Below are 24577 nucleotides of genomic sequence, written 5' to 3' on the forward strand. Positions count from 1 at the left end.
GGTCCGACGGACTTTGGCACGCCATGTGCACTGTATAAAGACAATTAAAGTCGTCATCGACTATAAACATCCCGTGAGGGGACCCAGCCCCTCACAAGCCCCTCTGAAGAAGGCTCTGCGGCTCCCCGCCACAGGGCCTTCCCTCCTTTAGGACTCCTTTTTCCCCCTTCGTCACGCTACACTCCATAGCTGGGAGATTTTCGCTCGATGAAAGTTCTGGTTACCGGCGCTACCGGGTACATCGGATCCGCGGTGTGCGATGCATTGAAAGCGGCGGGGCACCAGCCGCAGGGGTTGGCGCGGTCAGAAGAGAAGGCTCATCTGCTGGAATCGCGCGGATTCGTCGCCCGCCGTGGGGACCTGACGGATCTGGACAGTTTGCGCGCGGCGGTCGCCGAGGTAGACGCCGTGATTCACGCGGCCGACGCCGAAGTGCCCGAGATGGGCGCGATCGCCAAGGCGGCTGTCGGGGCGATGCTGTCCGCGTTGGCCGGTTCTAAACGTACTTTTATCTACACGAGCGGCGTCTGGGTGGTGGGCGACACCGATGGACGCATGGTGGGGGAGATCTGCGCACTGCACCCACCAGCGTTGGTTGCCTGGCGCCCGGCGGTGGAGGAGATGGTTCTGGAATCCAGGAATTCCGGTATCCGTCCAGTCGTGTTGCGCCCGGGGCTGGTATACGGCCGGGGCGGAGGAATCCTGGCCAACCTGTTCGCCGACGCCAAAAAACACGGTGCTGTACGGATCATTGGAAAAGGGGCCAATTGCTGGTCGTGCGTCCATATAGACGACTTAGCCGACCTCTACGTCCGAGCTGTGACGGAGCCAGCTTCCGGCGAGTTGTTTTTTGCCTGCGGGGGCATGCCGCAACCGGTGGAGAAGATTGCCCGGGCCGTGGCGAAGGCGAGTGGGATCGAAGGCAAGGTCGAGTCGATTCCGCTGGAGGCCGCGCGGGAGCATATCGGCCTGGTGGCCGACTGCCTGGCCATGGACTGTCGCGCCGGCAGCACGAAGGCAGCGCGCTACTTCGGCTGGACGGTTACCAAACCCCTGATTTTCGACGAGATCTTATCAGGCTCTTACGTGAGCTGAAGTTTGCGTCCGCGATCCAGCGCATGCGGCACCCCATTCTCGATGACGAGGCAGGCGCGGCGCGCGGTGAAGGCCGTTGAGAGCCCGACATCGGCCAGGATGATCTTGCCGCCCAGCCGGCTGACTATCCCATTCGCGGTGGGGGTGTGTCCGACAACTATGCGCTGCACCTGATGCTTGGCCAGCAGCGCTTCCACATGGGGGGCCAGTTCCGCCTCGGAATCCGTGGCGAAGCCGCGCCACCACAGGGGACCGGAGGTGTCCTTGCAGAGGCCCTCATCGTCCAGCCGTTCTCCGGCCTGGAGTTCCTCAGTCACCCGGGCATTCAATCGTGCTTCCGACCACTCGGAGTACTTGGGGGAGATGCCCGCGTGGACAAAGAGTGTGCCGCCCAGGCGGAGTGCGGCCCGCTGGGCTAGAATCCACTTGCCGTAGGGACCTTTCGGAGAAAAGGCGCGGGCCAGTTCAGCCTGTCCCAAGGGATGCTCCTTTTCCCACTTTGGCCGGTATCCCAGTGAGAGATCGCTGCGGTTGCCCAGGCTGGACGAGCCGGAGGCCCGGGCCAGATCCTGTTCGAACAGGCGATCGCGCTCGCGTTCGCTTTTCGAAGTGGACATGCTTTGGAATTCGGCGGCGGCGACATAGCGAAAATCGCCATACATGCGCATCGCCTCATGATTCCCGATCAGGCAATGCACGGCTCCACCAGCCCGGGCGGCCTGCTTCTTGAGATTCGTCAGGAAGTCGATGACTTCGCGGGACTTGCTGCCACGGTCCACCACATCCCCGAGTTGGACCAGGGTGGCCGCGCCGCCGGACCAGGCGCCGGAATCATCGACAAGCCCCGCCATGGAGAGGACGTCGATGAAGCGGTCGAGATCGCCGTGAACGTCGCCGACGGCCACCAGCCGCGCCGGTGGCTGCATCTGCGCGACGGAGGCAAGTTTTAGGAAGTCACGGCGTCTCATGGGTTCTTCTCGAGGTACTCATAAAAGACGTTGGCTTCGCCCTTTTGGACGGCGAGCTCTTCAAAATGGCGGACGATCAGGTCGCGCCGGGCCATCAGCGAGTCCACTTGTTGTGGATTGAGCCAGGGCGACAGCCGCGCGCGGACCTCGGCTGGGTCCAGTTTGCGCATCCGTTCGAGCAGTGCCCGGTCGCAGCGGACGAGTTCTTCCTCGCTCATCAGATCGATGCGGACACGGAAGGCCCGGGTGTGGTCGATCATCCAGAGCTTCCAGTCCTTGTCGATGACGATATTACCGGTGTTGCGGTCGACGTTATAGATCAACTGGTCAAACACCTTCATGATGTAGACCTGATCGTTCCAAAGGGCCCCGTTGGGTGGGCGGAGACTCCGCGCCTGGCGTTCCCGTTCGGTCATCACCTCGCCATCCACCCACCAGGTATAGGATGCGGGCAGCTTGCGATATGCCCGGGCCACGGTGACGGGAATGCGCTCCAATCCAAGCATCTGGTTCAACTCAAACGCAGCCAGATTGTGCCGGTAACTATCTGAAAAGCCTCGCTCGAAGTTGAGGGAGCTGGCGAGCACGCCGGACTCGTTCACGGTTTGGATATGGGCGTCGTGACTGCGGCCGTTCTTCCGCAAGGTAGCCCGGTGCGAACTCGTGACGCCTTCTTTGAGGATCTTGACGGAGACCACGGGGGCCTGACGCAGGAAGTTGGACTTCTCGTCATCGGTCCATATGATAGACGGAGGCTGGGCGAGGGCCGGGAGGGCGGCCCACGCCAGCACGGACAGACAGAGCGAGCGGAGCGGCATCATCTCCTCAAGCCCTTAGATGCCTACCAATTGAGAGCGAGTCGCACGAATGTACGCACCGGGGTCCCGGTGGGGCCTTTGGCGAGGAACGGTTTGCCGTCGTCGAGCCAGGCGACGCCCGCGATGTCCAGGTGGACCCACGGCTTGTTCTCGACGAACTCTTCCAGGAACTTAGCCGCGGTGATGGAGCCGCCCCAGCGTCCGCCGATGTTGCCGATGTCGGCGAAGGCGGACTTGAGGTACTCCTTGTAGTCTTCGTCCATGGGGAAAGGCCACATGCGCTCGCCTTCCAGCTTGCTTGCACTCAAGACCTTAGCCTGCAGTTCCTCGTTATTCGAGAAGACGCCGGAGTAAAGATGGCCGAGGGCGACGGCAATGGCTCCGGTGAGGGTGGCGGCGTTCACCAGGTGGGTGCAGCCGTGGCGGGCGGCGTAAGTGAGCGCGTCGGCCAGGATGAGGCGGCCCTCCGCGTCCGTATTGAGTACTTCCACAGTCTTCCCCTGGTAGGTGGTGACAATGTCGCCCGGGCGCTGGGCTTTGGAGCCCGGCATGTTCTCGACGCAGGGCGCGATGGCGGTGACCGGGATAGCGGGCTTCAACTGGGCGATGGCCCGCATGGCGCCGAAGACGGCCGCAGCTCCGCCCATGTCGTACTTCATCTTCTCCATTCCGTCGGAGGGTTTGATGGAGATGCCGCCGGTATCGAAGGTCACGCCTTTGCCGACAATGGCGAGGTGGTCTTCGGTCGTCGGCGGAGAGGGCGGGGTATAGCGGAGGATGACAAACGCCGGCGGTTCAGCGGAGCCCATGGAGACACCCAGCAGGGCGCCCATGCCGAGTTGGCGCATCTGGGCCTCATCGAGAATCTCGCAGCCGAGCCCGAACTCCTCTGCCATGGTCTTCGCTTCGGCCGCCAACTTCAACGGAGTGAGCAGGTTACCGGGCTGGTTGACCAGTGTGCGGGCGAAGTTCTGGGCTTCGCCGATGGCCCGGCCGCTGCGCAGCGCATTGACCAGCTCGACGGTTTCGTCGGGCACGGAGATGCGGAACTGCTCGATCTTCTTGTCGGCGTTCTTCTTGTCGGTCTTCAGCTGGTCGGGCTCGAAGTCGCCCAGGATGGCGCCTTCGACGAGTGCTTCCACCATCTTCACGCTGAGGAGTTCACCGCTGAGCGCGATGGCGATGTTCTTGAAGCCCTTGGGTTTGAGGGTGCGAACGGCCAGGCCGCCCAACTTGCGCATATCGTTGGGGCCGAACTTCGCCTTATCGCCGCCGCCCAGCAGGACGAGCCGCGCGGCGCGCAGGGGACCGGGCCGGTGGACGATGGCGGTTTCCAGGGCTTTGCCGGTAAACTCGCCGCGATCATAGAGTTCCGAGACAAGACCTTCCGTGAGGTCGTTGCCGGCCCGCTCGTCGGTAAAGCTGATCACCAGAAGCGCATCGGCCTCGATGGCGGCGGCAGGGGTGCGGCTGAGTATCAATTCCATGGCTGGACTAGTAGCTCCTCGAATTCTTCAGGTTCATGGCCTTTTTAGCTTCCATTTCCTGGTCGCGAGTCTGTTCGGCCTCGCGTTTGTCGTGCAGTTTCTTACCCTTACAGACGCCGAGCTCGCATTTCAGCAGACCATCCTTGAGGTAGAGCTTGAGCGGGATGATGGCTAGCCCCTTTTCCCTGACCTTGGCGAACAATTTCAGGATTTCCTGCTTGTGCAGCAACAACTTACGCTTCTTCGTAGGGTCGTGGTTCCAGATGTTGCCGTGCGAGTATGGGCTGAAGTGGGCATTGAGGATCCATGCCTCGCCTCCAACGATGTCGGCGTAGCTGTCGCGGAGCTGGACCTTGCCCTCGCGCGCCGATTTGATCTCGGTCCCCGTGAGCACCAAACCTGCCTCGAGTTTCTCCAGAACGAAGAAGTCGTGGTAAGCCTTACGGTTCTCAGAGACGAGTTTGAAGCCTGTTTTGTCCGCGGGCATTAGATTCGCCTCCACGCGTGAGCGGTCTGAAACGTCAATCAGTTGAGAAGAAGTGCCAGGAACGCGTAGCGCCTTTTCCTTGAGTTTAGCATGGCGCGGCGAGGTGGCCGATGGAGCAACTTTAGGTCTAACATGCGGAAGATGAATCGTTTAGCGGTCCTCGCGGCCGCCTGCGGGCTGGTTTTCCTGGCTATCAGCGTGCCGCTGGCAACCGCCAGCAACAAGAAGGGCGACAACCTTCTGGAGCAGGGCAGGGCGGCTGAAACTGCCCGAGACTACGACAAGGCGCTCGACTTTTACGAAAAAGCTGTGTCGGCCGATCCGCGGGATACGGGCTACATCCTGGCGCTGCGGAGGGTGCGGTTCGCCGCCGGACAGGCGCACGTCGATGCCGGCCAGAAGTTGCGCAAGGCAGGCAAGCTGGAAGAGGCGCTGGCGGAATTTCAACGTGCCTTCGCCATCGACACCGCCTCGACCATCGCCGAGCAGGAACTGCGCCGCACCAATATGATGATTGAGCGCGAAAAGGCGAAGAAAGAAGATCCCAACTCCGCCGCCGCGCCCGCCAATGACCCCGGCATGACGCCCGCCGAAACGGCCCGCAAGGATGCCGAGCAGCGGGCCAGCCGCATTCTGCCCGTGCCTGAGCTGAAGCCGATTTCGCAGGAACTGCTGGGGCTCAAGATGTCGAATCAGGGCACGAAGGTGTTGTATGAGACCCTGGGCAAGGTCGCGGGCATCAACGTCCTGTTTGACTCCGAGTTCCAGGATCAGCAGAAGAAGTTTTCGGTGGACCTGTCCAACACTACGCTGGACGAGGCCCTCGACTATCTGGCCCTGCTGACCAAGACCTTTGTGAAGCCGCTTTCCGGCAACACGATCTTCGTCACCCAGGACAATGTCACGAAGCGCCGCGATTATGAAGAGCAGGTGACGCGCATCTTCTACCTGCAGAACCTGACGTCGCCGCAGGAACTGCAGGAAGTAATGACCGGCATGCGTACGGTCACCGATGTTCGCAAGGTCTTCCCGGTGAATTCACAATCGGCAATTGTGGTGCGCGGCACGGCGGATCAAGTCGCCCTGGCAGAGAAGGTCCTGCTGGACTTGGACAAGGCGAAGCCGGAAGTCGTGGTGGACGTCATTGTCATGGAAGCAAATAAGGACAGGACGCGGGACATCGGCATGTCGTTGGTTTCCGGCGGCAAGAACGGGTTTTCTTCGACGATCACGCCGACGCCCGGCGGTTCCAGCTCCGGGTCGGTCAGCCTGAAGGGGCTGAGCAGCCTGGGCCTGGGCGACTGGTCGGCGACCGTGCCCGGTGCGTTTATCGAGGCACTGGCGAAGGACAGTTCGTCAAAGGTAATCACGACACCCCAGGTGCGAGCCACGGATGGCCAGAAGGCTACCCTGCGCCTGGGCGACCGCTATCCCTACGCCACGGGTTCGTTTCAATCCGGCGCGGGGGCGGTGGGCGTCAGCCCGCTGGTCTCCACCCAGTTTCAGTTCGCCGAAGTGGGCGTGAATCTGGACCTCACTCCTCGCATCCACTCCAATGATGAAGTGTCGATGCAGGTGGAGTTCGAGATTTCGAACATTCGCGACAAGGTGGACGTCGGCGGCCTCTCGCAGCCGGTCATCGGCCAGCGCAAAGTGAGCCACATCATCCGCGTGAGGGAAGGGGAAGTGACCTTGATTGGCGGGCTGATGCAGGCGACGCAGACGAAGGTCCGCAGCGGCCTGCCCGGGCTCATGAGCCTGCCGTTCTTCGGACGGTTCTTCTCCACCGATAGCATTGAGAACATCAATTCCGACCTGCTGGTCGCGCTGGTGCCGCACATTGTGCGCGGACCGGAAGTCACTGCAGAGAACGTGCGTGCGATCGCCACCGGTACTGAGTCGATCTACAAGCTGGGCTACGCCCCCAGGAAAGATGTGAAGCCGCTGGCCCCTGCTGCTGCTCCGAAGCCGCCGGCTGGACCGGCCGGATTGCCGATGGCGCCTGGTTCACGGGTGAATGTCCCGACCCCGGTGGTGCCGGGCGCGGAGACGCCCCGGTCGCAGGTGAACAATCAACCGGTTCCGGCCGTGCAGACGAACCCCGGAGTGAGTCCGGACAATCCGGGCCTGGGGCGGCCGACCGCCGGACCGGGCACGCCTACTCTGTTGCTGCGGCCCTCCGCTTCGCAGGTGAGCCCGGCGGAGTCGTTCTCGGTCACCCTGCAGGTGGACAACGTGACCGATCTGTTCACGGCGCCGATGCGCGTGACCTACGACAATAAGGTATTGAAGCTGGTGGAAGTGACCAAGGGCGACTTCATGGGCGGCGATGGGCAGCAGGTGACATTCTCCGAATCGAAGGTGGACGCACAGGGTATGGCGATCGTCAATATGAACCGCCTGCCCGGCGCCGGAGGAATCTCCGGCTCGGGTACGCTGGTGAATCTGAAGTTTACGGCCGTGGCCGCGGGCACGTCGCAGATCACCCTGGCCGATTTGACGATGCGCGATGCGCGCCTGCAGAGCATTCCGGTGACCGCGCCGGTGACGTCGATCACAGTGAAATAGAGCAATGCGCAGGAGGCGGAATCAACGCGGGCTGACCCTGATTGAACTGATCGTGGCGTTCACGATCATGGCGCTGCTCACGTCCATGGCGCTGCCGCTGGCCCGGTTTCGGGTGCGGCGCGAGAAGGAACGGGAACTGCGGTACGCGCTGGTGGAACTCCGCAAGGCCATCGACAAGTACAAGGACGCCTGCGACGGGAACAAGATCGCCCAGAAGATGGGCACGGATTGTTATCCGGAGACGCTGGACCAACTGGTAGAAGGCGTGAAGATGGCCAACGACGCCAACGGCAAGAAGATCCGGTTCCTGCGCAGGATGCCGCGCGATCCGTTCACGAAGTCGACGGATTGGGGCATGCGTTCGACGCAGGACGATCCGAAGTCGTCGGGCTGGGGCGGGCAGAATGTGTTCGACGTGTACACGAAATCAATGGAGAAGGCGCCCGATGGCACGATGTACTCCGAGTGGTAAGAGATCCCGCGGCTTCACCCTGATTGAGCTGATGATCGTGATGGCGATCATCGCAATCATGGTGGCGGTCGCCGTGCCGATGTACCAGAAGTCGGTCATTCGCGCCAAGGAAAGTGTCCTGCGGCAGAACCTCTTCACCTTGCGCACGGTGATCGACGAGTTCACCTATGACAAGGCGAAGGCTCCGCAATCGTTGCAGGATCTGGTCCAGGAAGGCTACCTGCGGCAAATTCCGTCCGATCCGATGACAGGTGAGTCCGACTGGACGACGATCCAGGAAGACGCCGTGACCAGCGTCAACCAGACCGAACCGGGCATCTTCGACGTACGGTCGAAGTCGGATAAGAAGTCGCTCGAGGGCAATCCCTACAACGAGTGGTGACGGTCCGGCATCATGGCCGGCCGATGGGTGCCCCCCTTGATAAGATGAGGCGGTACCCATGCTATCCCGCCGTGCTTTCTTCCTTTCCTCCTTCGCCTCGACCGTAGCCGGTTTGCGCGCCCAGAACCCCAAGCTGCGTCTCGGCTTCGACACCTACTCGATGCGGGCCTGGGGCATGAAATCGCTGCAGCACCTCGACTTTGCGGCGAAGCATGGCTGCAATGCCATCCAGATCTCATCCCTGGATGACTTTGAGTCGCTCGACCCCGCGCACCTGGCCAAAGTGAAGGCCAAGGGCAAGGAACTGGACATTGCCATCGATGCCGGCACGGGCTGCATCTGCCCCACGGCGAAGGCGTGGAAGCCGTCGTTTGGGGATCCGGTGGAGAATCTCACCAAGGCGCTGAAGATTGCCCACCTGGTGGGTGCGCGCAGCCTGCGCTGCTACCTGGGCGATACGGTGGACCGCTACGACGGCAAGGGCATCGAGTACCACATGGAGAGCACGATCAAAGTGTTCAAAGGCGCGCGGAGCGTGGCCCTGGATACGGGTGTGAAGATCGCGCTGGAGAACCATTCGGGCGACATGCAGGCGTGGGAGGCAAAGACCGTCATCGAGGAGTCCGGCAAGGACTATGTCGCGGCCTGCCTGGATACCGGCAATCCCATCTGGTGCGCCGAGCACCCCGAGGTCACGATGGAGGTGCTGGGTCCGCTGACGATGACCACGCACATTCGCGATACGGCGCTGTTCGAGCATCCGCGCGGCTGCGCTGCCCATTGGACGGTGTGCGGCGAAGGCTGCGTGGACATGAAGAAGATCGGCGCCATGCAGAAGCAATTATGCCCGGAATCATCGCTGCATTTAGAGGTAATCACCGGCCGCCCGCCGCGCATCGTGCCCTACCTGGAGGAGTCGTTCTGGAAGGGATTCCCGAAATCACGCGCCTCGGAGTTTGCGCGGTTTGTGTCGCTGGTGAAGCAGGGCCATCCGCTGATGACGCCGATGGTAATTGAGGATGCTCCGGGGCCGAAGGTGCCGGCATTCCAGGAGGCGCTCAAGGTGCAGCAGATGCTGGATCTGGAGAAGAGCCTGGAGTATGCGAAGAAGAACATGATCTGAGGAGCCCGTGGATTTCAGCGCGGCGGCCGCGACGGCGATGCTGGCCACGAAAGGCCCAATGGCTCAAGCGGCACTCGACTTCAACTTTTCACGAATGATGCGCCGCAACGTGTCTTCGAAGCGTGGTGCTTTCCCTTCAATGTATTCCCGTAGGGCCGCGTTGCCAGATCGTGCCCTGGCGTGGGCGCCAGCGATCGGGAGTTCAATCAGCGCCTCGGTAATGCGTGCGATTTGATATTGATTGAATCGTCGAATCCATCGCAACACTGCGCGCGAATAATTCACATTAAATGCAAAAAAACATGTTAGCTGGCAGTTAACCAGTGATATAAATCATGTAGCTGTGATGCCGACTTTGCGTCTCGCGGCCAGGTGGGATTAGGGAGAAGAGCCTTGTGATCCAACTGGCGCTTTGGGAGCGTAGACAGGCGTTAGGTTCAAAGCTGAGTTGGCTTGGACTGTTTGAGGCTGAAACATGAATACATCTGCATTCTTTCGAAGCGCGAGTTGCGTTCTGCTGCTGTGTTTGGCGCCGTCATGTGTCATTGCAGCAGATCGCGTAATAATCGACGGTGTAAAGAATCCGGAGAAGATCCCAGACGAGACCGCATGGCTGATGCTGTTTAGGAGCGTGGCGGACGGGCCAGGAGCGCCGGGGCGCGACGTGAGGGCGGTCTTTCTCAGTTCGGCTGGCTTCTCCAGTGTCGATGCGAACATCGTCATTAACGCCGCGAACGAGGCAATGGCTCGGATCCGCTCGATGGAGAGCCCAATTCTCAATGCTTACCCGACGGCGTCAAGCAAGACCGAAGCGCTTCGTGCTCAGCGAGATTCCATCCTGCGGGACGTAGTGGCCATCCTTTTGCAGCGTTTGTCCCCAGAGGCGGCGGACAAGTTTCGTACGCACATCAATTCGCGTGTGAAGCGTGGCGTCCGAATTACTCAGTGACAGATAAAGGGAGACTTCAAATGCGGCAAAAAAACCACTCGTGTAGTCCCACATGGCTTGTGCTCATCCTGGTCTGTTTGAACGGGCAGATACTCAAGGCGGGCACTGCCTATTCAGACATTGCAGAGAGTTGGCCGAATGTCATCGGAATCGGTGTCACGGACTCCGACTACGAAATGGCCAATTCCCACACCGCCTACGCCACGGTGACTATAACCAGCCCAAGCGGAAGAACGATCACCAGCACCGGCAGTAACCTCGGAAGTGTAACTGTATACGCCTATCTTGATCTCGCGGGCGAGTCGGGTACCTACTCGGTTCTCAACGTCGCGCGGGAGTTCTGCCCCGCTGTCGGAGTCAGTTTCTCTGACGGACAGTCGGGGACGGCAACAGTTATCACCGCCTTTGTATGGATCGATAGTGTGACCTTTACTCCCAGTGTGGTGGCCCAAAAGAACGGGAAGAGCGAGTTTAAGGCCGTTGTCGCCAGATCCAGCACGTGCGGAGCCGCCAGTGTGGATATTGACGCCAACATCTACCCGCTCACCACAAATCTCAAGATGCTGCCCGTCGATCCAAACCACCTCAGCAAGCCGTTTACAGACCGCCTTGCCACGTTCATTTTCAAAGTGGAAACCGCTGCTGAAAACGAAACCGGGGGGAGCATCCAGGGCAGTGCGGCAATCACCGCCGCTGGTGTTTGCGGCGACAAGAGCGGGCCGAAGAGCACACAGCTCACTGTGCAGTAGCCACCCTGGGATGTATTCGACTGTGGATCGGTAGCATCCCAACTACACCATCCTAAATACACCTTGGCGGTCTACCTATCAGCCGCTACTGTATAGGTAGACCGTCAAGGCATCATGCAGGAACCACGCAAATCCGACCTTCTCCAGGGCACCCTGGACATGCTCATTCTCAAGATCGTCCAGTTCGGTCCCATCCATGGCTATGGCATCGCCCAACGCATCCAGCAGATCTCGAAGGAAGCGCTGCAGGTGCAGCAGGGCTCCCTTTACCCGGCCCTGCACCGGCTGGAGAACAAGGGGCTGCTCGCCTCCGACTGGCGGGCATCCGATAGCAGGCGCGAGGCCAAGTTCTACACACTCACTTCGCAGGAGCGCCATCAGCTGGAGGCGGAGACCGCGCATTGGGAACGGATGAGCGAGGCGGTGGGCCTCATTCTGCGGACTGTAGAGTAGAGGCGTACGATGACCTGGATCAACCGCCTGTTGCGGCATCGCGAAGTGGAGCAGCACCTGGACAAGGAACTCCGCTTCCACTTTGACGAGATGGTGAGCGAACTGTGCGCCAAGGGCGCCACGCAAGACGAGGCGCTGCGCGTGGCACGGCTGCAGTTCGGCGGCCTAGAACAAGTCAAGGAAGAGTGCCGCGACGCCCGCGGGACACGCTGGGTGGAAGATCTGGGCGCCGACCTGCCCTACGCCACGCGGGCGCTGCGGAAGAGTCCCGGTTTCGCAGTCGTGGCCGTAGCTTCGCTGGCTCTCGGCATCGGCGCGAACACCGCGGTCTTCAGCGTTCTCGACTTCTCGATGCTGCGGCTGCTGCCGGGCGTGCAGGCTCCGCGGGAACTGTCGGCACTGGCTCGCGATGGCGACAAGGAGCCGGACTTCCGCTTCTCCTGGCCGCTTTGCGAGAAGATGCGGGCCCGCATGCCCGCGGGCACAAGCGCCGCGGCAATGACGCCCATAACGACGTTGAACCTTTCGGCGACGGGTGCGGCTGCCGAATCGGTGCGCGGCCAACTGGTGTCGGGCGAGTATTTCCAACTGTTTGGGGTGAAGCCGGCCGCGGGACGGGTACTCGGGCCGGAAGACAGCAGGCGCCTGGGCGGTCATCCCGTGGCCGTGATCAGCCACGGCTACTGGCTGCGGCGCTTCTCCGGCGACGCGAGTGTTGTCGGCCGGGGCGTCACCATCAACGGAGCGGCGAGGGCCGGCGCTGGGCTATCGACGCTATTCCAGCACTGGATCCGGGCCACCAAGGGGCCGGGGCCTCAAGCGGCACTCGACTTCAGCTCTTCCCTGATGATGCGCCGGAGGGTCTCTTCGAATCGTGGAGCTTTGCCTTCGATGTATTCGCGCAAGGCCGCGTTGATCAGGGTTTGATAGCCTGTGGTGCCGCCGGACTCCTCCGCCATTTTCAGGAAACAGTCGAGGATGTCCTGGTCGACTCGAATGGTGATGCGAGCCTTGCTCTCGGGCTCTGGCTCTGGCTCTGGCGGGAGAACCCTGCCGCGGGTCCCCTTGCTGAAATGGTACTGATCTTTCATAAACCTGCCTCGTACTCCTCGCGCTCGTGAGCTTCCGCCACCCGCACGGATATTATTCGAATGTTTTCTCCGCGCCACGTGTAGACCACCACGAGCAAACGCCCTAACGCGCCCAGGCCCAGTGTGACAAACCGTTGTTCACCGGGATCAGATTCCTCATCCTTGACCGTGAGCGCAAAGGCATCCTCAAACACGGGAATCGCTTCAGGCATCCGAACGCCGTGTTTGCGGAAGTTAATTCCGGCCTTACTGGCTTCATCCCACTCAAAGCTCACGACTTCATTGTGCATACAAATTGTACACAATTCAACCCGTGTACTGAGCGAGTCTAGCGGTACTGCCCCGGCGCGCGGTTGAGTCGCATCACTCTGGATGGCTGGCGCACTTACTCTCTCGCTGATTCTCGTGCGTCTCCCGCTCCCGTTACATCAATCACAGTCGTTACCTGATACCTTGACGGTCTACCTATCAGTCGCTACTGTATAGGTAGACCGTCGAGGCATCATGCAGGAACCACGCAAATCCGACCTTCTCCAGGGCACGCTGGACATGCTCATTCTCAAGATTGTCCAGTTCGGCCCCATCCATGGCTATGGCATCGCCCAACGCATCCAGCAGATCTCGCGGGAAGCGTTGCAGGTGCAGCAGGGGTCGCTGTATCCGGCCCTGCACCGCTTGGAGAACAAGGGGCTGCTGGCGTCGGACTGGCGGGCGTCCGACAGCGGCCGCGAGTCGAAGTTTTACACCCTCACCCCACAGGGCCGCCACCAGCTCGACGCGGAGACCGCGCATTGGGAACGGATGAGCGAGGCAGTGGGCCTCATTCTGCGGACCGTGGAGTAGAGGCGCACGATGACCTGGATCAACCGTCTGTTGCGGCATCGCGAAGTGGAGCGGCACCTGGACAAAGAGCTGCGCTTTCACTTTGACGAGATGGTGAGCGACTTGTGCGCGAAAGGTGCCGCGCGGGACGAGGCGTTGCGCGTCGCGCGACTCCAGTTCGGCGGCATGGAGCAAGTGAAGGAAGACTGCCGCGACGCCCGCGGGACACGCTGGGTGGAAGATCTGGGAGCCGACCTGCGCTATGCCTCGCGGGCGCTGCGGAAGAGCCCCGGTTTCGCAGTCGTGGCGGTGGCTTCCCTGGCGCTGGGCATCGGTGCGAACACCGCGGTCTTCAGTGTTCTCGACTTTTTGATGCTGCGGCTGCTGCCGGGCGTGCAGGCTCCGCGGGAACTGTCGGCACTGGCTCGTGATGGCGACAAGGAGCCGGACTTCCGCTTCTCCTGGCCGCTATACGAGAAGATGCGGGCCCGCATGCCCGCGGGCACGAGCGCCGCGGCGATGACGCCCATGACGACGCTGAACCTTGCGGCGACGGGTGCGGCTGCCGAATCGGTGCGCGGCCAACTGGTGTCGGGCGAGTATTTCCAACTGTTTGGGGTGAAGCCGGCCGCGGGGCGGGTGTTCGGGCCGGAAGACAGCCGACGCCTGGGAGGGCATCCTGTGGCCGTGGTCAGCCACGGCTACTGGCTGCGGCGTTTCTCGGGCGATGCCAGTGTCGTGGGTCGAGGCGTCACCATCAACGGGGCGGCGTTGACGATTGTGGGCGTGGCGCAGCAGGGCTTCCTGGGTCCGCATCCGGGCGACAACGCCGAGGTCTGGGTTCCGCTGCAGATGCAGCAGGAGTTGCACTATGCCCAGAACGCGAACATGAACGACGCTGACACAAATAAGCCATGGCCGCCGCAGCGAGGCATCAGTTGGCTGATGGTGTTTGTGCGCGTGCCGGGCGGGACATCGATCCAGCCGGTGCTCGACAGCTGTTCCGCGGCGTTGCATGCGGACAACGAATTGCTGGGCGGGCTGGACAGCGATCCGGCGTGGCGGGAGCAGATGCGCAAGCAGCGCGTGATTGCTGAACCGGCGGGCAAGGGGCTCTCGGATATGCGGGAGGCCGTCAGCGCTCCGTTGAGCGTCCTGATGATTACTGTCGGCCTGGTGCTGCTGATTGCGTGCGCGAACATTGCCAACCTGCTGTTGGCGCGTGCGTCGAGCCGCCGCCGCGAGTTCGCCGTTCGGTTGTCCATCGGCGCGGGCCGGGGGCGCCTGATTCGGCAGATGCTGACGGAAAGCGCACTGCTCTCCCTGATCGGCGGCGTGGCCGGGTTCGTCGCCGGCGTCTGGCTGAAGGACGTGCTGGTGCGCATGGCTGGCAGTGGACAGTCGTCGATAGGGCCGGGGTTGCAGGTGCCGTTGAACTGGCACGTGCTGGCTTTCACGGCGGTGCTGTGCCTGGGGTCGGGCCTGCTATTTGGACTCGCGCCAGCGCTGCGGTCGACGCGGGCAGACCTCGGGACGGATCTGAAATCGGGCTCACGCACCGCGGGCCATGAAGGCGGCGCCCACGGCCGGCGCTGGACGCTCGGCAAATTTCTGGTGGTGGGGCAGGTGGCGATCTGCCTGGTGCTGCTGGTGGGCGCCACGCTGTTTGCCCTGACCCTGAGAAACCTCTCCACCGTCGACCCCGGCTTCCAGCGCGAGCACGTTCTGGCGGTGCGCATCGATCCGAGGACCGCCGGCGTTCCCACTGATCGCCTGCCCGCCCTCTACCAGGAACTGCTGCGCCAGGTGGAGGCCGTACCCGGTGTTCGCACCGCGTCCCTGTCGCTCTACAGCCCGTTGAGCGGTGCGGCCCGCGCCAGCGGGTTCTACATTCCAGGTCTACCCGCGGCGCCGGGAGAATCGCGTGTCATGCAGGTGAACCTGGGGACGCCCGGCCTGTTTGCCGCCTACGGGATCCAGTTCGTACAGGGACGAGGCTTCACGGCTACCGATACGGCGAAGGCGCCGCTGGTGGCCGTGATCAACGAGGCCATGGCCAAGAAGTACTTTGGCGGCAGCGCGGCCCTGGGCCGCCACTTCCAGGAGGGCGCCGCTTCGGCTCCGTACACCATCGTCGGCGTCGTCCGGGATGTACGGATGAACGACCTCCGCGAGGCGGTTTCGCCCATGGCCTGGTTCCCCTTGAGCCAGAACCCGGACGAGTATGTGCGCAGCCTGGACATCCGTACGGCCGGTGATCCTGAGGCCATGGCCTCTACCATCCGCACCGTGGTGAACCGGGCCGCGCCCGCGCTGCCGGTGCGCAGCGTGACAGCGTTGTCGCGGCAGTTTGAGAGCGCCTTGAGCAAGGAAGCGTTCGTCGCTCGCCTGACGGCCGTCTTCGCGGGCATTGCGCTGCTGCTGGCGTGCCTGGGTCTCTATGGAGTGATGGCTTACGCGGTTTCGCGCCGGACGTCGGAACTTGGCTTGCGGTCGGCTCTCGGGGCGACGCGCGGGCACGTGCTGTGGCTGGTGATGCGCGAGACGCTGGGTATGGCGGTGGTGGGCGCCGTGCTCGGGTTGGGCTTGACGATAGCGTCGATGCGCCTGGCCGCGAGGCTGTTATACGGACTCTCGCCGGACGATCCGCTGACACTCGCCGGTTCGGCCCTGGCGTTGATCGCCACGGCCTTATTCGCCGGATATTGGCCGGCGCGCCGGGCTTCGCGAGTGGATCCGGTGGTGGCGCTGCGCTGTGAGTGAAACACACCGCTGAGCTCCAGCCAAAGACTGGCTGGAGCCGCTCCTCCGAGCAGGTGTGTATTGCGTTACCGCCAATGAGGGCAGACCCTGTTGTAATCGCCTCTCAAATGGTAAGGCGTCAAACAGGGGTGAAATCTACCACGGGCAAGCGAAATATTTCGGGTCCTCGTTCGATCGTCACTGCGGCGAGGCCAGCTCCTGCTCAAAGGCGACCGCCAACTGCCGGTTGCGATCCACGAAGACATTGCCCGGGTGCCGGCTGAGCCAGGTGTCCCAAATCGCACGGCACTGCCTGGCGGCGGCCTGGGCCGAGGCGCGCAAGGCCGCGCTCCGGGTGGGACTGCCGCCCGCGAGCTTCGCGAGCTGATACTGGCAGCGTGCCAGCAGCAGGACAGCGTCCGCGTGCATCCAAACCAGGCTGAGGTCGTTGGAGAAGCGTGTGCCAAAGGCCGCGGCCTGCTGCACCTGGCCCTCTGCCATCCGGCAGGCCGCTTCGAATTGCCGGGCGGAGTAAAGCACGTGGGCGCGCCGCAGCGCGTCTTCTACTTTGTTCTCCTCGAAGTCTTCGTGAGATTTCGCCGTCGCTTCGGCGGCGAGCCGTTTCGCGCTCACCTGGTCCTGCATCTCCAGCGCTGCCCGGTATTGGCCCAGGCGCTCGAAGGCGAGCACCATCGACATTCCAATCTGCAGGTCGAAGGATTGCTGCGAGAGTTTGTCCCTCGACCCCGCATTCGCGGCCAGGGCCTGGCGCAGGCGGGCGAGGGAACGGACCGGATCGATGGGCCCCAGCGTGTCGCCGGTGGAAAGCAGGTAGGCGATCTCGGACCGCAGGGCGAATTCGTCCTTAGGGTCGTACGCGCGCATCGAGCGGGCAAACTGCCCGGCCTGCTCGTAGTAGACCATCGCCTCCTCGGGACGGCCCAGGTTCGGTACGCGCGGATTGCCAAGGAACCGGCCGCACTCCATGTAATTGATGATGAGGTTGCGCTGGATGGAGGCGCGGTTGGGATGCTTCTGCAGCATCTCTCGACCCAGTTCGACGGCACGCCGGAAGCCCTTCATGGCACCTTCCAGGTCGCCGCGCATGGCTTCCGCCTTGGACACCCGCTGCTGGCAGCGGACCACCGCCTCTTCCGCCCGGTCGTTCCATTCGCCGGCGCGATTCAAGGCCGCCAGGCGTTCCGCACTCTCCAGGCTGGCGCGAAATTCGGTGCGTGCCGCCTGCCAGTCGAGTTGCTGGGTGTAGGCATCGCCGAGCACACGGTGGCTCTCCAGCATCAGTTCGTCGTCAGGCTTCCCTGCTATGTTGCGGAGCTCTTCCGAGTACTGCACCGCCGCACGGAGTAACGAGATCGCCTCCGGCAGGTTATCGGACCGCCGGCCGGAACCGGTTTTGACATGAGCCCAGGCAAGCGCGCGCAGCGCTTCCGTGTCCCGCCGCTCACGCACCAGTTCGCGGGCGATCTCCAGGGCGCGCCCGTAGCTCACCATGGCGGCCTCGCGCTGCCCCAGGTTTGAGGCGGATGGATCGCCCTGGACGTCGCCGACCTTCAGATAAGCCGAGGCCAGTTCCAGCCGCAGCGACCGGTCGCCGCCGGATTCCGCGGCCAGGCTGCTGAGGTAAGTGAGCGCTTTAGCCACGACGAGCTGGCGTGCCTCGGTGGAGCCGGGCAGATTCGCAATCTTGTCATGAAATTCGAACAGGAACGAATTGGCCAAGCTGCGAACCTGTTCGAAACGCCGCTCGGCCCGCCGCGCCTGGTGCAGGCTGGCTGCCGTGCCCCCGGCCAGGCTCAAAGTGACGGCCAAACCGGCCGCGACGCCCCATGCATTGCGGCGGAGGAACTTCGAGAGGCGGTAGGCCGGTGTGTCGGGGCGGGCCCGCACGGGCAGTCCGGCCAGGTGGCGGCGGATGTCGGCCGAGAATTGTTCTACCGAGGCAAAGCGGCGGGCGGGCTCCTTCTGCATCGCCTTGAGGATGATGTTGTCCAAATCGCCCTGCAGGGCCCTGCGATGCGCGGGGAGGGCGGCGGTGCTGGGCCGCGGCACCTCGCGCTGGCACACGATGCGGGCCACCGCCAGCGGATCGGTGGTGGTGATGCTCTGCGCCTTGGCGCCTGTCAGCAGCTCGAACAGCACCGCGCCCAGCGAATAGACGTCTGTGGCCGCCGACACCGGCTCGCCGCGCACCTGCTCCGGGCTGGCATACTCGGGTGTCATCATGCGCATGCCGGTCGCGGTCTCGGCCGCTGCTTCGGGGCGCCAGTCGGGATCCTCCAGCTTGGCGATGCCGAAGTCGAGCAGCTTCACGCGGCCTTCGGGGGTCACCAGGATGTTGGAGGGCTTCAGGTCGCGGTGCACCACCAGGTGCTGATGGGCGTATTCAACGGCCTCGCACACCTGTTGGAAGAGCTCCAGCCGCTGCGGCACGGTCTGCCCGCGCTTCTCGCAATACGTGGTGAGCGTTTCGCCTTCCACGAACTCCAGCACGATGTAGGGTAGTCCGCCCGACTCCCCGCCGTCGATCATGCGCGCGATATTCGGATGTTCGAGATTGCTGAGGATCTGGCGTTCATAGCGGATGCGGGCCAGCGCGAAGTCACTCTCCAGGCCGTGCCGCAGGACCTTGATCGCCACCTGCTTCCTGTATTGGTCATCGGCGCGCATGGCCCGGAAGACGGAACCCATGCCTCCGCGGCCCAGTACACCCGTAATCAGCCAGGGCCCGATGCGGCGTCCGTCCGCGGGCTCTTCTTCCGCTTCGGCCACGGCTCGCAAGGCTTCAGCATCCACCACGCGGCGCAGGTCGTGACCGTCATCGGAGTCGGCCGCGAGCATGCGCTGCACTTCGCCCAGCATCTCCAGGTCACCCGCGCACTCGCGCTGCAGGAAGGCCGGGCGCCGGTCCGGTTCCAGTTCCAGCGCCGCCTCGAACAGAGCCTCCAATCGCTGCCAGCGATTGGGCGTCATTGCATGAGTCTCGCCTTCAGCCAGGCTTGCGCCATGCGCAGGTCGCGCGCCACGGTGTTCACATGGATGCCCACCACAGAGGCAATCTCCTCGCGAGTCATACCACCGAAGAAATAGAGTTCCACGACGCGCGCCTTGCGCGGGTCCACGGTGGCCATTTCGGACAACGCCTCGTCGAGGGCCAGCAGGTCGCCCGAGCGCTGCGGTTGGAAGATGGTTGCATCCTCCAGGGCCACGGGCTGAACGCCGCCCCCGCGCTTGCCCGCCCGGTGTTTCCGTGCATGGTCGACCAGGACCTGCCGCATGTGCTGGGCCGCGACCGCGGTGAAATGGGCCCGGCACTCATAGTCGGGTGTCGACTCCTTCACCATCTTCATGTACGCTTCGTGCACCAGGGCGGTTGGCTGCAGCGTGTGTTCCGGACGCTCACGGCGCATGTACGCACCAGCCAGACGGCGCAGCTCCTGGTAGACCAGTGGAGCCAGCTCTTCCGCAGCCCCTTCGCGTCCGTCTTTCCACTCCCGCAGCAATCGCGTCACATCCGCCATTTTCAGAAGAGTTTAGCTGAAAAGCAACGATTCCGCAGGAAGGGGTAAGATTTGGCGTTCTGATTTCGGTCTCAGCCGGTAATTACGTCCTGGAAAAAATCCAGGCTGCGGGCGGCAATACGCGACCAGCGATAACGCTCCAGCGCGCGTTGACGGCCTGCCTGGCCGCGCCTCAGCCGCTCTTCCGGATTCTCCAGCAGAGCCGTAATGGCGTCGCGGATCTCGGCCGGACTGCGCGGATCCACCAGCCGCGCCGCCTCCCCAGTGACTTCCGGCATGGAACTGACATTCGAGGTGACGCAGGGGACACCTGCCGCCATTGCTTGTGCCAGAGGCAGGCCGAAGCCCTCATAGAGCGACGGGTAAGCCAGCAGCGACGCGCCGTGCGTCAGCTTCGGCAAATCGTCTTCGGCGACGTAGCCCAGCCACCGAATGCCCTCCGGTACCGACTGCAGCCGGGCCACCGTCTTCTCCGATGCCCAGCCAGCTGGGCCGACAATTAACAGGTCGTACGCATGCCGCAGGTCCTCGCGCATCATCGACCAGGCGTCCAGCAGGCCGTCGATGTTCTTGCGCGGCTCGATGGTGCCGACGGTGAGAACATAGGGCTTGGAGCGCACCGGAGGACCGGTGACATCGAAGTAGCTTTCGCTGATGCCGTTGGGAATCGCAACGATCTTCTCGGGATGGATGCCCAGGATCTCGATGGCGTCTTTCCGCGTATGCTCGCTCACCGCGATTAGCCCGTCGGCGCGGCACAATACCCGCTCAGCATACCGCTTGTCCGCGGTGACGTTCGCCGCCGTGTGCAACTCCGGCATCTTCCAGCAAGTGAGGTCGTGGATGGTGGCCGTCAGCTTCATGCCGCGCGGCGGAGTCCGCACCTGGTTGGAGCAATGGAACACGTCCATGCCGCGCGCCGCCAGGGCCGGAAAGGGCACCCCCAGCCGCTGATTCAGCACCGCCATGGAGATGCCGCGAATGGTGGCCCACTGTGACGTGACGCTCTGCTGATGGTCCAGCCCGCCAATCTCAGGCATGGGTGGATAGACGCGGATCGACTTGCCCCCGGCCAGTTCCCGCATGGCGAGAATCCAGTGGTACAGCACGCTTTTCACACCCGCGCTACGCAACAGCAGCGCAGTGGCGTCGATCATCACCTTCATGGTTGCTGGTTCACAAACAGGTACTTGCCTCCGCTTTCCAGAACGAGATGGAGGTCTTGCTTGCCGAGCAGCGATTCAATAGCAGGCAGTTTCGGGCCTTCCAGGATCAGGTAGGCGCGCTGCGGAGCGTGCCAGTAGGCACGTAGCTGCGCGTCATCGACAAAGACGTTCGGTGCTCCGGGCGCATAGGAACCGTACTCCAGGTTATTGTAGCGGCCGTTCAGCAGCAGGGCTTGTTTTAAATTGGCGTAAAAGAAGACCGAGCTGAAATTGTAATACTGATCACCGAAAATGACGAGCCCGGGCGGGGCACTGGTCAGGCGCGCCGCGATCGGCTGCGAACTCAGGTAAGGATCAAAAGTCTTCATCGCCACGCGCGCCGCATTCAGGAACAGCACCATCATCAGCGCCAGGCCGTAATGCGTCATCCGTTCGCGGTAGCGCAGCGTCACGATCGTGCCGCATAGAAAAGCCAGTCCCGCCAGCACCAGAGGCAGCTTCAGGTAGGCGAACGATTTCAGAGTCAGGTCGCCCATGTGTCCCAGCGACAGCGTGTACATGTCCGGATTCTGTGTCAGCGCCTGCGAAATGTCGCCCGGCGTTGGCAGGTTCCAGACATTCACCAGGATGAAGACGATGGCGGCGAAGGCCAGGCCCGACACCACAGCCAGCACCTTGGTGGCATGGCGCGCATAGTTGCTCCGCTCCGCCATGGCGCAGCCGATCAGCAGGGCGAACGCCGGGTACGTCGGCATCGAGTAGTACTCCTGCGTCGTAGAGAACGTAAAGAAGATCAGGATGAAGCCGATCCAGCACAGGCACAGCAGCCGCATGCGCTCCGCCCGGCCCGCGCCGCGGTAGTTGAACTTCACCAGCCTCGGCAGGTAGATGGACCACGGGAAGAACCATAGCAGGTGGAACAGCCAGAACAGGTAGCGCGGCACCGTATTGTAGTCGCGCGGCCAGCGGCGGTTCAGGAACCGCAGGATGTGTTCGTTGAAGAAGTAGAACCAGAAGAAGCCGCGGTAGTTGCCCGGCCCCGAGGTCATCGAGAAGTCGAAGTACGGCGGATTCGCCAGTGTAGCCAGGATATGCCACGGCGCGGCCACCAGCAGAATCAGCAGCGTGCCCGAGAACGGCCGCAGCCGCTGCCAGGTCTTCCACTGAAAGAACAGGCCGGAGAACAGCAGGTAGCACACGCCCGCCGCCACCGGGAAGACGAGCGCGATCAAGCCCTTCAGCAACAGGCCCACACCCATGGCCACGGCCATGATGGCCGCCCACAGGCGCGGGTGCTCTTCCTTTTCATCGAGAGCCCGCAGCAGGCCCCACAGCGCCAACGCAATCGTCCCGGTGAGGATGATGTCGGGGATCAGGATCCGCGTGAACAGGAACAGCCCGATGCAGGTGGAGAACGCCAGTGCTGCGTAGAACCCGGCCAGTTCCGAGAATGCCCAGCGGCCCATGCAGAAGATCAGCGCCGCCAGCGCCAGAATCGACAACACGACGGGCAGGCGCGCCGCCCAGTCGTGCACGCCGAAGATCGCGTAGGAACACGCCATCATCCAGTACTTCAGCGGCGACTTCTCCAGATACAGCACGCCGTCCAACCGCGCCGAGACCCAATCGCCCGAATCCAGCATGTTGCGCGCGATCTGCGCCTGCACGGCGTCCACGTCGTCCATCAGGTGCGGCGGGGCCAGCAGGGTCGGAATGTAGATGGCCGCCGCCACCAGCAACACCAAGGCGATTAGGTAGCGGTTTCGACTTTCCATCTTTTCATCCATAGGAACAACGTCAGCAAACCCCACAACTGGTAACCCAGGTTGGCGCGCCGGTTCACATGGTCGCGCTTCACCTTCTCAATCGCTTCGCTGCGGAACAGCCCCGTCGCGTCGACATTTGCCTTCGACAGCGTCTCTTCCATCAACGGGCGCAGCACGCCGCGGAACCAGCGATGCGCCGGAATATCGAACCCTTCCTTCTTGCGCGTCAACACGGCCGGCGGCAGCTTGTCCCGCATCAACTCCCGCAGCACATGCTTCAGCGAGCCGCCCTGGATTTTGAGTGACTCCGGCAGCCGGCCCGCGAATTCCACGATGCGATGATCCAGGAACGGCGGCCGCACTTCCAACGAATGCGCCATCGACATGCGGTCGCACTTATACAGAATGTCGTCCGCCAGGTAGTAGCGTTGGTCCAGCCACAGGAACTTGTTCAACTCGCCGCTGGAGAACGCCTCGGTCGGCAGCGTATTGATCAGCTCGCCAGGATTCGGATACCGCCCCGCCTGGTAGAGCGTCCGTTTCGTCTCTTCGTTGAAACTGCCGTTCCAGAACAGGTGCGCCTCGGCGGGCTTCAACAACGAGCCCTCCAGAAACCGCTTGGCCTTATACTCGAACCCGATCTTCTCGTCGGACACCGGCAACATGCGCGCCACGCCCAAACCCAGCCGGCGCATCCAGCGCGGATACTTCTGTGCCTGCGCCGCATAGCCGTCGGCGACATAAGTCAGATACCCGCCAAATAGTTCATCGGCCCCCTCGCCGCTGAGCGCGACCGTGACGTGCTTGCGCGTCATCTCCGACAGGAACCACACCGGCAGCGCACCCGCGTCCGCCGACGGCTCGTCGGAGTAGTAGCTCATCTGCCCGATCGCGTCGACCAGTTCCTTCTCCGGATTCAGGTCGAACTCGTTGTGGTTCGTCCCATACTGCGTCGCCACCTGGCGGAAGTACTCACTCTCGTCGTGCCCCTGGCCCTTGAAGGAAACCGAGAACGTATTCAGCTTCGGGACCTCCTGCGCCGCATAGTGCAGCACAGCCGAAGAGTCCAGGCCGCCGCTCGCCCAGACGCCCAGCGGCACGTCCGAGATCAGGTGTTCTTTGATGGACAGCCGCAGCAGGCGGTCCAGTTCCTCTTTGCCGTCCTCCAAAGTGATGGAGGAGTCCGGCTTGAACTGAATCGACCAGTACGGGGCGCGCTGGATGTAGCCGTTCTGCCACTCCAGAACCTCGCCCGGCAGCAGCTTTTCCAATCCTTCAATCAGCGTGTACGGAGCCGGTACATAGTTCAGCGACAGGTAGTAACTGAGCCCGTTGCGGTCCAGCTTCCGCGGAATCTCCGGATGTTCGAGAATCGTCTTCAACTCGGAGCCGAAGTACAGATCCCGCCCGCGATGATACAGGTACAGTGGCTTGATGCCCATGCGGTCGCGGGCCAGCACCAGGCGCCGCTTCGATTCGCTCCAGATGGCGATGGCGAACATGCCGCGCAGCTTCTTGAAGCCCTGCGTGTCCCATTGGATGAACGCCTTCAGCACCACCTCGGTGTCGCAGTGCGTTTCGAAGGAATGACCCAGTTCTTCCAGTTCCCGGCGCACCTCGGCGTGGTTGTATACCTCGCCGTTGTACACGATGACCAGATCGCCATTCTGCGCGTAGATCGGCTGGTTGCCCTGCGACGACAGATCGATGATGGAAAGTCGGGCGTTGCCCAGCGCAATCAGGTCGGACTCATGCGTCCCCTGGTGATCCGGGCCCCGGTGATGAATGGTCTGCACAATCCTGTCGATTCGACCGCGTTCGACGGGATGATCCAGCTTGGTAAAACCTGCGATTCCACACACAAACTCCCAGGATAGCGAATACGGCTCGATCAGAGGTA

The 24577-nt window shown here is 62.6% G+C and carries 22 protein-coding genes; 11 read left to right on the top strand and 11 right to left on the bottom strand.

What is annotated here, in order from left to right; genetic code table 11:
• Positions 1-207 precede the first annotated feature (207 nt).
• Positions 208-1095 carry an NAD-dependent epimerase/dehydratase family protein gene (locus ACR9Y2_RS29470; RefSeq protein WP_435045454.1) on the top strand — a complete coding sequence of 296 codons (888 nt, stop codon included), beginning with the start codon at positions 208-210 and terminating at the stop codon, positions 1093-1095.
• On the opposite strand, the gene ACR9Y2_RS29475 is transcribed toward ACR9Y2_RS29470, so the two are convergent.
• Genes ACR9Y2_RS29475 through smpB form a run of 4 tightly spaced genes read right to left on the bottom strand, consistent with a single transcriptional unit; the run spans position 1083 to position 4855 of the window.
• Positions 1083-2063: a metallophosphoesterase gene (locus ACR9Y2_RS29475; RefSeq protein WP_435045455.1), complete on the bottom strand. Its 981-nt coding sequence runs from the start codon at positions 2061-2063 to the stop codon at positions 1083-1085. The two genes, ACR9Y2_RS29470 and ACR9Y2_RS29475, sit on opposite strands and share 13 nt — an antisense overlap.
• Positions 2060-2884 (bottom strand): hypothetical protein, encoded by an 825-nt coding sequence (locus ACR9Y2_RS29480; RefSeq protein WP_435045456.1) that lies wholly within the window; start codon positions 2882-2884, stop codon positions 2060-2062. The genes ACR9Y2_RS29475 and ACR9Y2_RS29480 overlap by 4 nt, the downstream gene beginning before the upstream one ends.
• Positions 2885-2904: 20 nt before the next feature.
• Positions 2905-4368, bottom strand: a complete 1464-nt coding sequence (locus tag ACR9Y2_RS29485) for a leucyl aminopeptidase (RefSeq protein WP_435045457.1) — start codon at positions 4366-4368, stop codon at positions 2905-2907.
• Between the two features lie 7 nt (positions 4369-4375).
• Positions 4376-4855, bottom strand: coding sequence for an SsrA-binding protein SmpB (gene smpB / locus ACR9Y2_RS29490; protein ID WP_435045458.1), 480 nt, complete (start codon positions 4853-4855; stop codon positions 4376-4378).
• Between the two features lie 141 nt (positions 4856-4996).
• Here smpB and ACR9Y2_RS29495 point away from each other — a divergent pair, with 141 nt between their 5' ends.
• From ACR9Y2_RS29495 to ACR9Y2_RS29530, 8 genes are all read left to right on the top strand, one after another.
• Positions 4997-7423 (top strand): cohesin domain-containing protein, encoded by a 2427-nt coding sequence (locus tag ACR9Y2_RS29495; protein WP_435045459.1) that lies wholly within the window; start codon positions 4997-4999, stop codon positions 7421-7423.
• 4 nt (positions 7424-7427) lie between these two features.
• Positions 7428-7895 carry a type II secretion system protein gene (locus ACR9Y2_RS29500; protein WP_435045460.1) on the top strand — a complete coding sequence of 156 codons (468 nt, stop codon included), beginning with the start codon at positions 7428-7430 and terminating at the stop codon, positions 7893-7895.
• Positions 7870-8277 (top strand): type II secretion system protein, encoded by a 408-nt coding sequence (locus ACR9Y2_RS29505; RefSeq protein WP_435045461.1) that lies wholly within the window; start codon positions 7870-7872, stop codon positions 8275-8277. Before ACR9Y2_RS29500 ends, ACR9Y2_RS29505 begins: the two co-directional genes overlap by 26 nt.
• A gap of 58 nt (positions 8278-8335) precedes the next feature.
• Positions 8336-9400 carry a sugar phosphate isomerase/epimerase family protein gene (locus ACR9Y2_RS29510; protein WP_435045462.1) on the top strand — a complete coding sequence of 355 codons (1065 nt, stop codon included), beginning with the start codon at positions 8336-8338 and terminating at the stop codon, positions 9398-9400.
• A gap of 475 nt (positions 9401-9875) precedes the next feature.
• On the top strand, positions 9876-10349 hold the full coding sequence (locus ACR9Y2_RS29515; protein ID WP_435045463.1) for a hypothetical protein: 474 nt from the start codon (positions 9876-9878) through the stop codon (positions 10347-10349).
• A 59-nt stretch (positions 10350-10408) separates the two neighbouring features.
• The gene (locus tag ACR9Y2_RS29520; RefSeq protein ID WP_435045464.1) at positions 10409-11098 is read left to right on the top strand and encodes a hypothetical protein; all 690 of its coding nucleotides are present in this window, start codon (positions 10409-10411) and stop codon (positions 11096-11098) included.
• 114 nt (positions 11099-11212) lie between these two features.
• The gene (locus ACR9Y2_RS29525) at positions 11213-11551 is read left to right on the top strand and encodes a PadR family transcriptional regulator (protein WP_435045465.1); all 339 of its coding nucleotides are present in this window, start codon (positions 11213-11215) and stop codon (positions 11549-11551) included.
• Between the two features lie 9 nt (positions 11552-11560).
• Positions 11561-12478 (top strand): permease prefix domain 1-containing protein, encoded by a 918-nt coding sequence (locus ACR9Y2_RS29530; protein WP_435045466.1) that lies wholly within the window; start codon positions 11561-11563, stop codon positions 12476-12478.
• Here ACR9Y2_RS29530 and ACR9Y2_RS29535 read toward each other — a convergent pair.
• Both ACR9Y2_RS29535 and ACR9Y2_RS29540 read right to left on the bottom strand, forming a co-directional pair.
• Positions 12367-12642, bottom strand: coding sequence for a BrnA antitoxin family protein (locus ACR9Y2_RS29535; RefSeq protein WP_435045467.1), 276 nt, complete (start codon positions 12640-12642; stop codon positions 12367-12369). The genes ACR9Y2_RS29530 and ACR9Y2_RS29535 overlap by 112 nt on opposite strands.
• Positions 12639-12932: a BrnT family toxin gene (locus ACR9Y2_RS29540; protein ID WP_435045468.1), complete on the bottom strand. Its 294-nt coding sequence runs from the start codon at positions 12930-12932 to the stop codon at positions 12639-12641. The genes ACR9Y2_RS29535 and ACR9Y2_RS29540 overlap by 4 nt, the downstream gene beginning before the upstream one ends.
• Before the next feature lie 214 nt (positions 12933-13146).
• Here ACR9Y2_RS29540 and ACR9Y2_RS29545 point away from each other — a divergent pair, with 214 nt between their 5' ends.
• On the top strand, positions 13147-13485 hold the full coding sequence (locus tag ACR9Y2_RS29545) for a PadR family transcriptional regulator (RefSeq protein ID WP_435045469.1): 339 nt from the start codon (positions 13147-13149) through the stop codon (positions 13483-13485).
• A 9-nt stretch (positions 13486-13494) separates the two neighbouring features.
• Entirely contained in the window at positions 13495-16227 is a 2733-nt protein-coding gene (locus ACR9Y2_RS29550) for an ADOP family duplicated permease (protein ID WP_435045470.1), read from the top strand.
• Positions 16228-16404: 177 nt separating this feature from the next.
• Here the strand turns inward: ACR9Y2_RS29550 and ACR9Y2_RS29555 are convergent, their stop codons facing one another.
• From ACR9Y2_RS29555 to asnB, 5 genes are all read right to left on the bottom strand, one after another.
• Positions 16405-19197, bottom strand: a complete 2793-nt coding sequence (locus ACR9Y2_RS29555) for a protein kinase domain-containing protein (protein WP_435045471.1) — start codon at positions 19195-19197, stop codon at positions 16405-16407.
• Complete coding sequence (locus tag ACR9Y2_RS29560; protein WP_435045472.1) at positions 19194-19745, bottom strand: sigma-70 family RNA polymerase sigma factor; 552 nt, start codon at positions 19743-19745, stop codon at positions 19194-19196. Before ACR9Y2_RS29560 ends, ACR9Y2_RS29555 begins: the two co-directional genes overlap by 4 nt.
• Before the next feature lie 71 nt (positions 19746-19816).
• Positions 19817-20911 (bottom strand): glycosyltransferase family 4 protein, encoded by a 1095-nt coding sequence (locus ACR9Y2_RS29565; RefSeq protein ID WP_435045473.1) that lies wholly within the window; start codon positions 20909-20911, stop codon positions 19817-19819.
• A complete protein-coding gene (locus ACR9Y2_RS29570; RefSeq protein WP_435045474.1) occupies positions 20908-22686 on the bottom strand; it encodes an ArnT family glycosyltransferase in 1779 nt (592 codons plus the stop codon). Before ACR9Y2_RS29570 ends, ACR9Y2_RS29565 begins: the two co-directional genes overlap by 4 nt.
• Positions 22662-24539 (bottom strand): asparagine synthase (glutamine-hydrolyzing), encoded by a 1878-nt coding sequence (asnB, locus tag ACR9Y2_RS29575; protein ID WP_435045475.1) that lies wholly within the window; start codon positions 24537-24539, stop codon positions 22662-22664. The genes ACR9Y2_RS29570 and asnB overlap by 25 nt, the downstream gene beginning before the upstream one ends.
• Between the last annotated feature and the right edge of the window lie 38 nt (positions 24540-24577).

This window comes from Paludibaculum fermentans (assembly GCF_051172195.1).
Classification (GTDB): Bacteria; Acidobacteriota; Terriglobia; order Bryobacterales; family Bryobacteraceae; genus Paludibaculum; species Paludibaculum fermentans_A.

Coding starts and splice junctions, on each gene's coding strand:
- ACR9Y2_RS29505 (WP_435045461.1), top strand. CDS start 7,870: ATGGCACGATGTACTCCGAGTGGTAAGAGATCCCGCGGCTTCACCCTG.
- ACR9Y2_RS29540 (WP_435045468.1), bottom strand. CDS start 12,932: ATGCACAATGAAGTCGTGAGCTTTGAGTGGGATGAAGCCAGTAAGGCC.
- ACR9Y2_RS29570 (WP_435045474.1), bottom strand. CDS start 22,686: ATGGAAAGTCGAAACCGCTACCTAATCGCCTTGGTGTTGCTGGTGGCG.
- ACR9Y2_RS29470 (WP_435045454.1), top strand. CDS start 208: ATGAAAGTTCTGGTTACCGGCGCTACCGGGTACATCGGATCCGCGGTG.
- ACR9Y2_RS29510 (WP_435045462.1), top strand. CDS start 8,336: ATGCTATCCCGCCGTGCTTTCTTCCTTTCCTCCTTCGCCTCGACCGTA.
- ACR9Y2_RS29550 (WP_435045470.1), top strand. CDS start 13,495: ATGACCTGGATCAACCGTCTGTTGCGGCATCGCGAAGTGGAGCGGCAC.
- ACR9Y2_RS29555 (WP_435045471.1), bottom strand. CDS start 19,197: ATGACGCCCAATCGCTGGCAGCGATTGGAGGCTCTGTTCGAGGCGGCG.
- ACR9Y2_RS29500 (WP_435045460.1), top strand. CDS start 7,428: ATGCGCAGGAGGCGGAATCAACGCGGGCTGACCCTGATTGAACTGATC.
- ACR9Y2_RS29545 (WP_435045469.1), top strand. CDS start 13,147: ATGCAGGAACCACGCAAATCCGACCTTCTCCAGGGCACGCTGGACATG.
- ACR9Y2_RS29565 (WP_435045473.1), bottom strand. CDS start 20,911: ATGAAGGTGATGATCGACGCCACTGCGCTGCTGTTGCGTAGCGCGGGT.
- ACR9Y2_RS29475 (WP_435045455.1), bottom strand. CDS start 2,063: ATGAGACGCCGTGACTTCCTAAAACTTGCCTCCGTCGCGCAGATGCAG.
- ACR9Y2_RS29525 (WP_435045465.1), top strand. CDS start 11,213: ATGCAGGAACCACGCAAATCCGACCTTCTCCAGGGCACCCTGGACATG.
- ACR9Y2_RS29560 (WP_435045472.1), bottom strand. CDS start 19,745: ATGGCGGATGTGACGCGATTGCTGCGGGAGTGGAAAGACGGACGCGAA.
- ACR9Y2_RS29515 (WP_435045463.1), top strand. CDS start 9,876: ATGAATACATCTGCATTCTTTCGAAGCGCGAGTTGCGTTCTGCTGCTG.
- ACR9Y2_RS29530 (WP_435045466.1), top strand. CDS start 11,561: ATGACCTGGATCAACCGCCTGTTGCGGCATCGCGAAGTGGAGCAGCAC.
- ACR9Y2_RS29480 (WP_435045456.1), bottom strand. CDS start 2,884: ATGATGCCGCTCCGCTCGCTCTGTCTGTCCGTGCTGGCGTGGGCCGCC.
- ACR9Y2_RS29485 (WP_435045457.1), bottom strand. CDS start 4,368: ATGGAATTGATACTCAGCCGCACCCCTGCCGCCGCCATCGAGGCCGAT.
- smpB (WP_435045458.1), bottom strand. CDS start 4,855: ATGCCCGCGGACAAAACAGGCTTCAAACTCGTCTCTGAGAACCGTAAG.
- ACR9Y2_RS29535 (WP_435045467.1), bottom strand. CDS start 12,642: ATGAAAGATCAGTACCATTTCAGCAAGGGGACCCGCGGCAGGGTTCTC.
- ACR9Y2_RS29495 (WP_435045459.1), top strand. CDS start 4,997: ATGAATCGTTTAGCGGTCCTCGCGGCCGCCTGCGGGCTGGTTTTCCTG.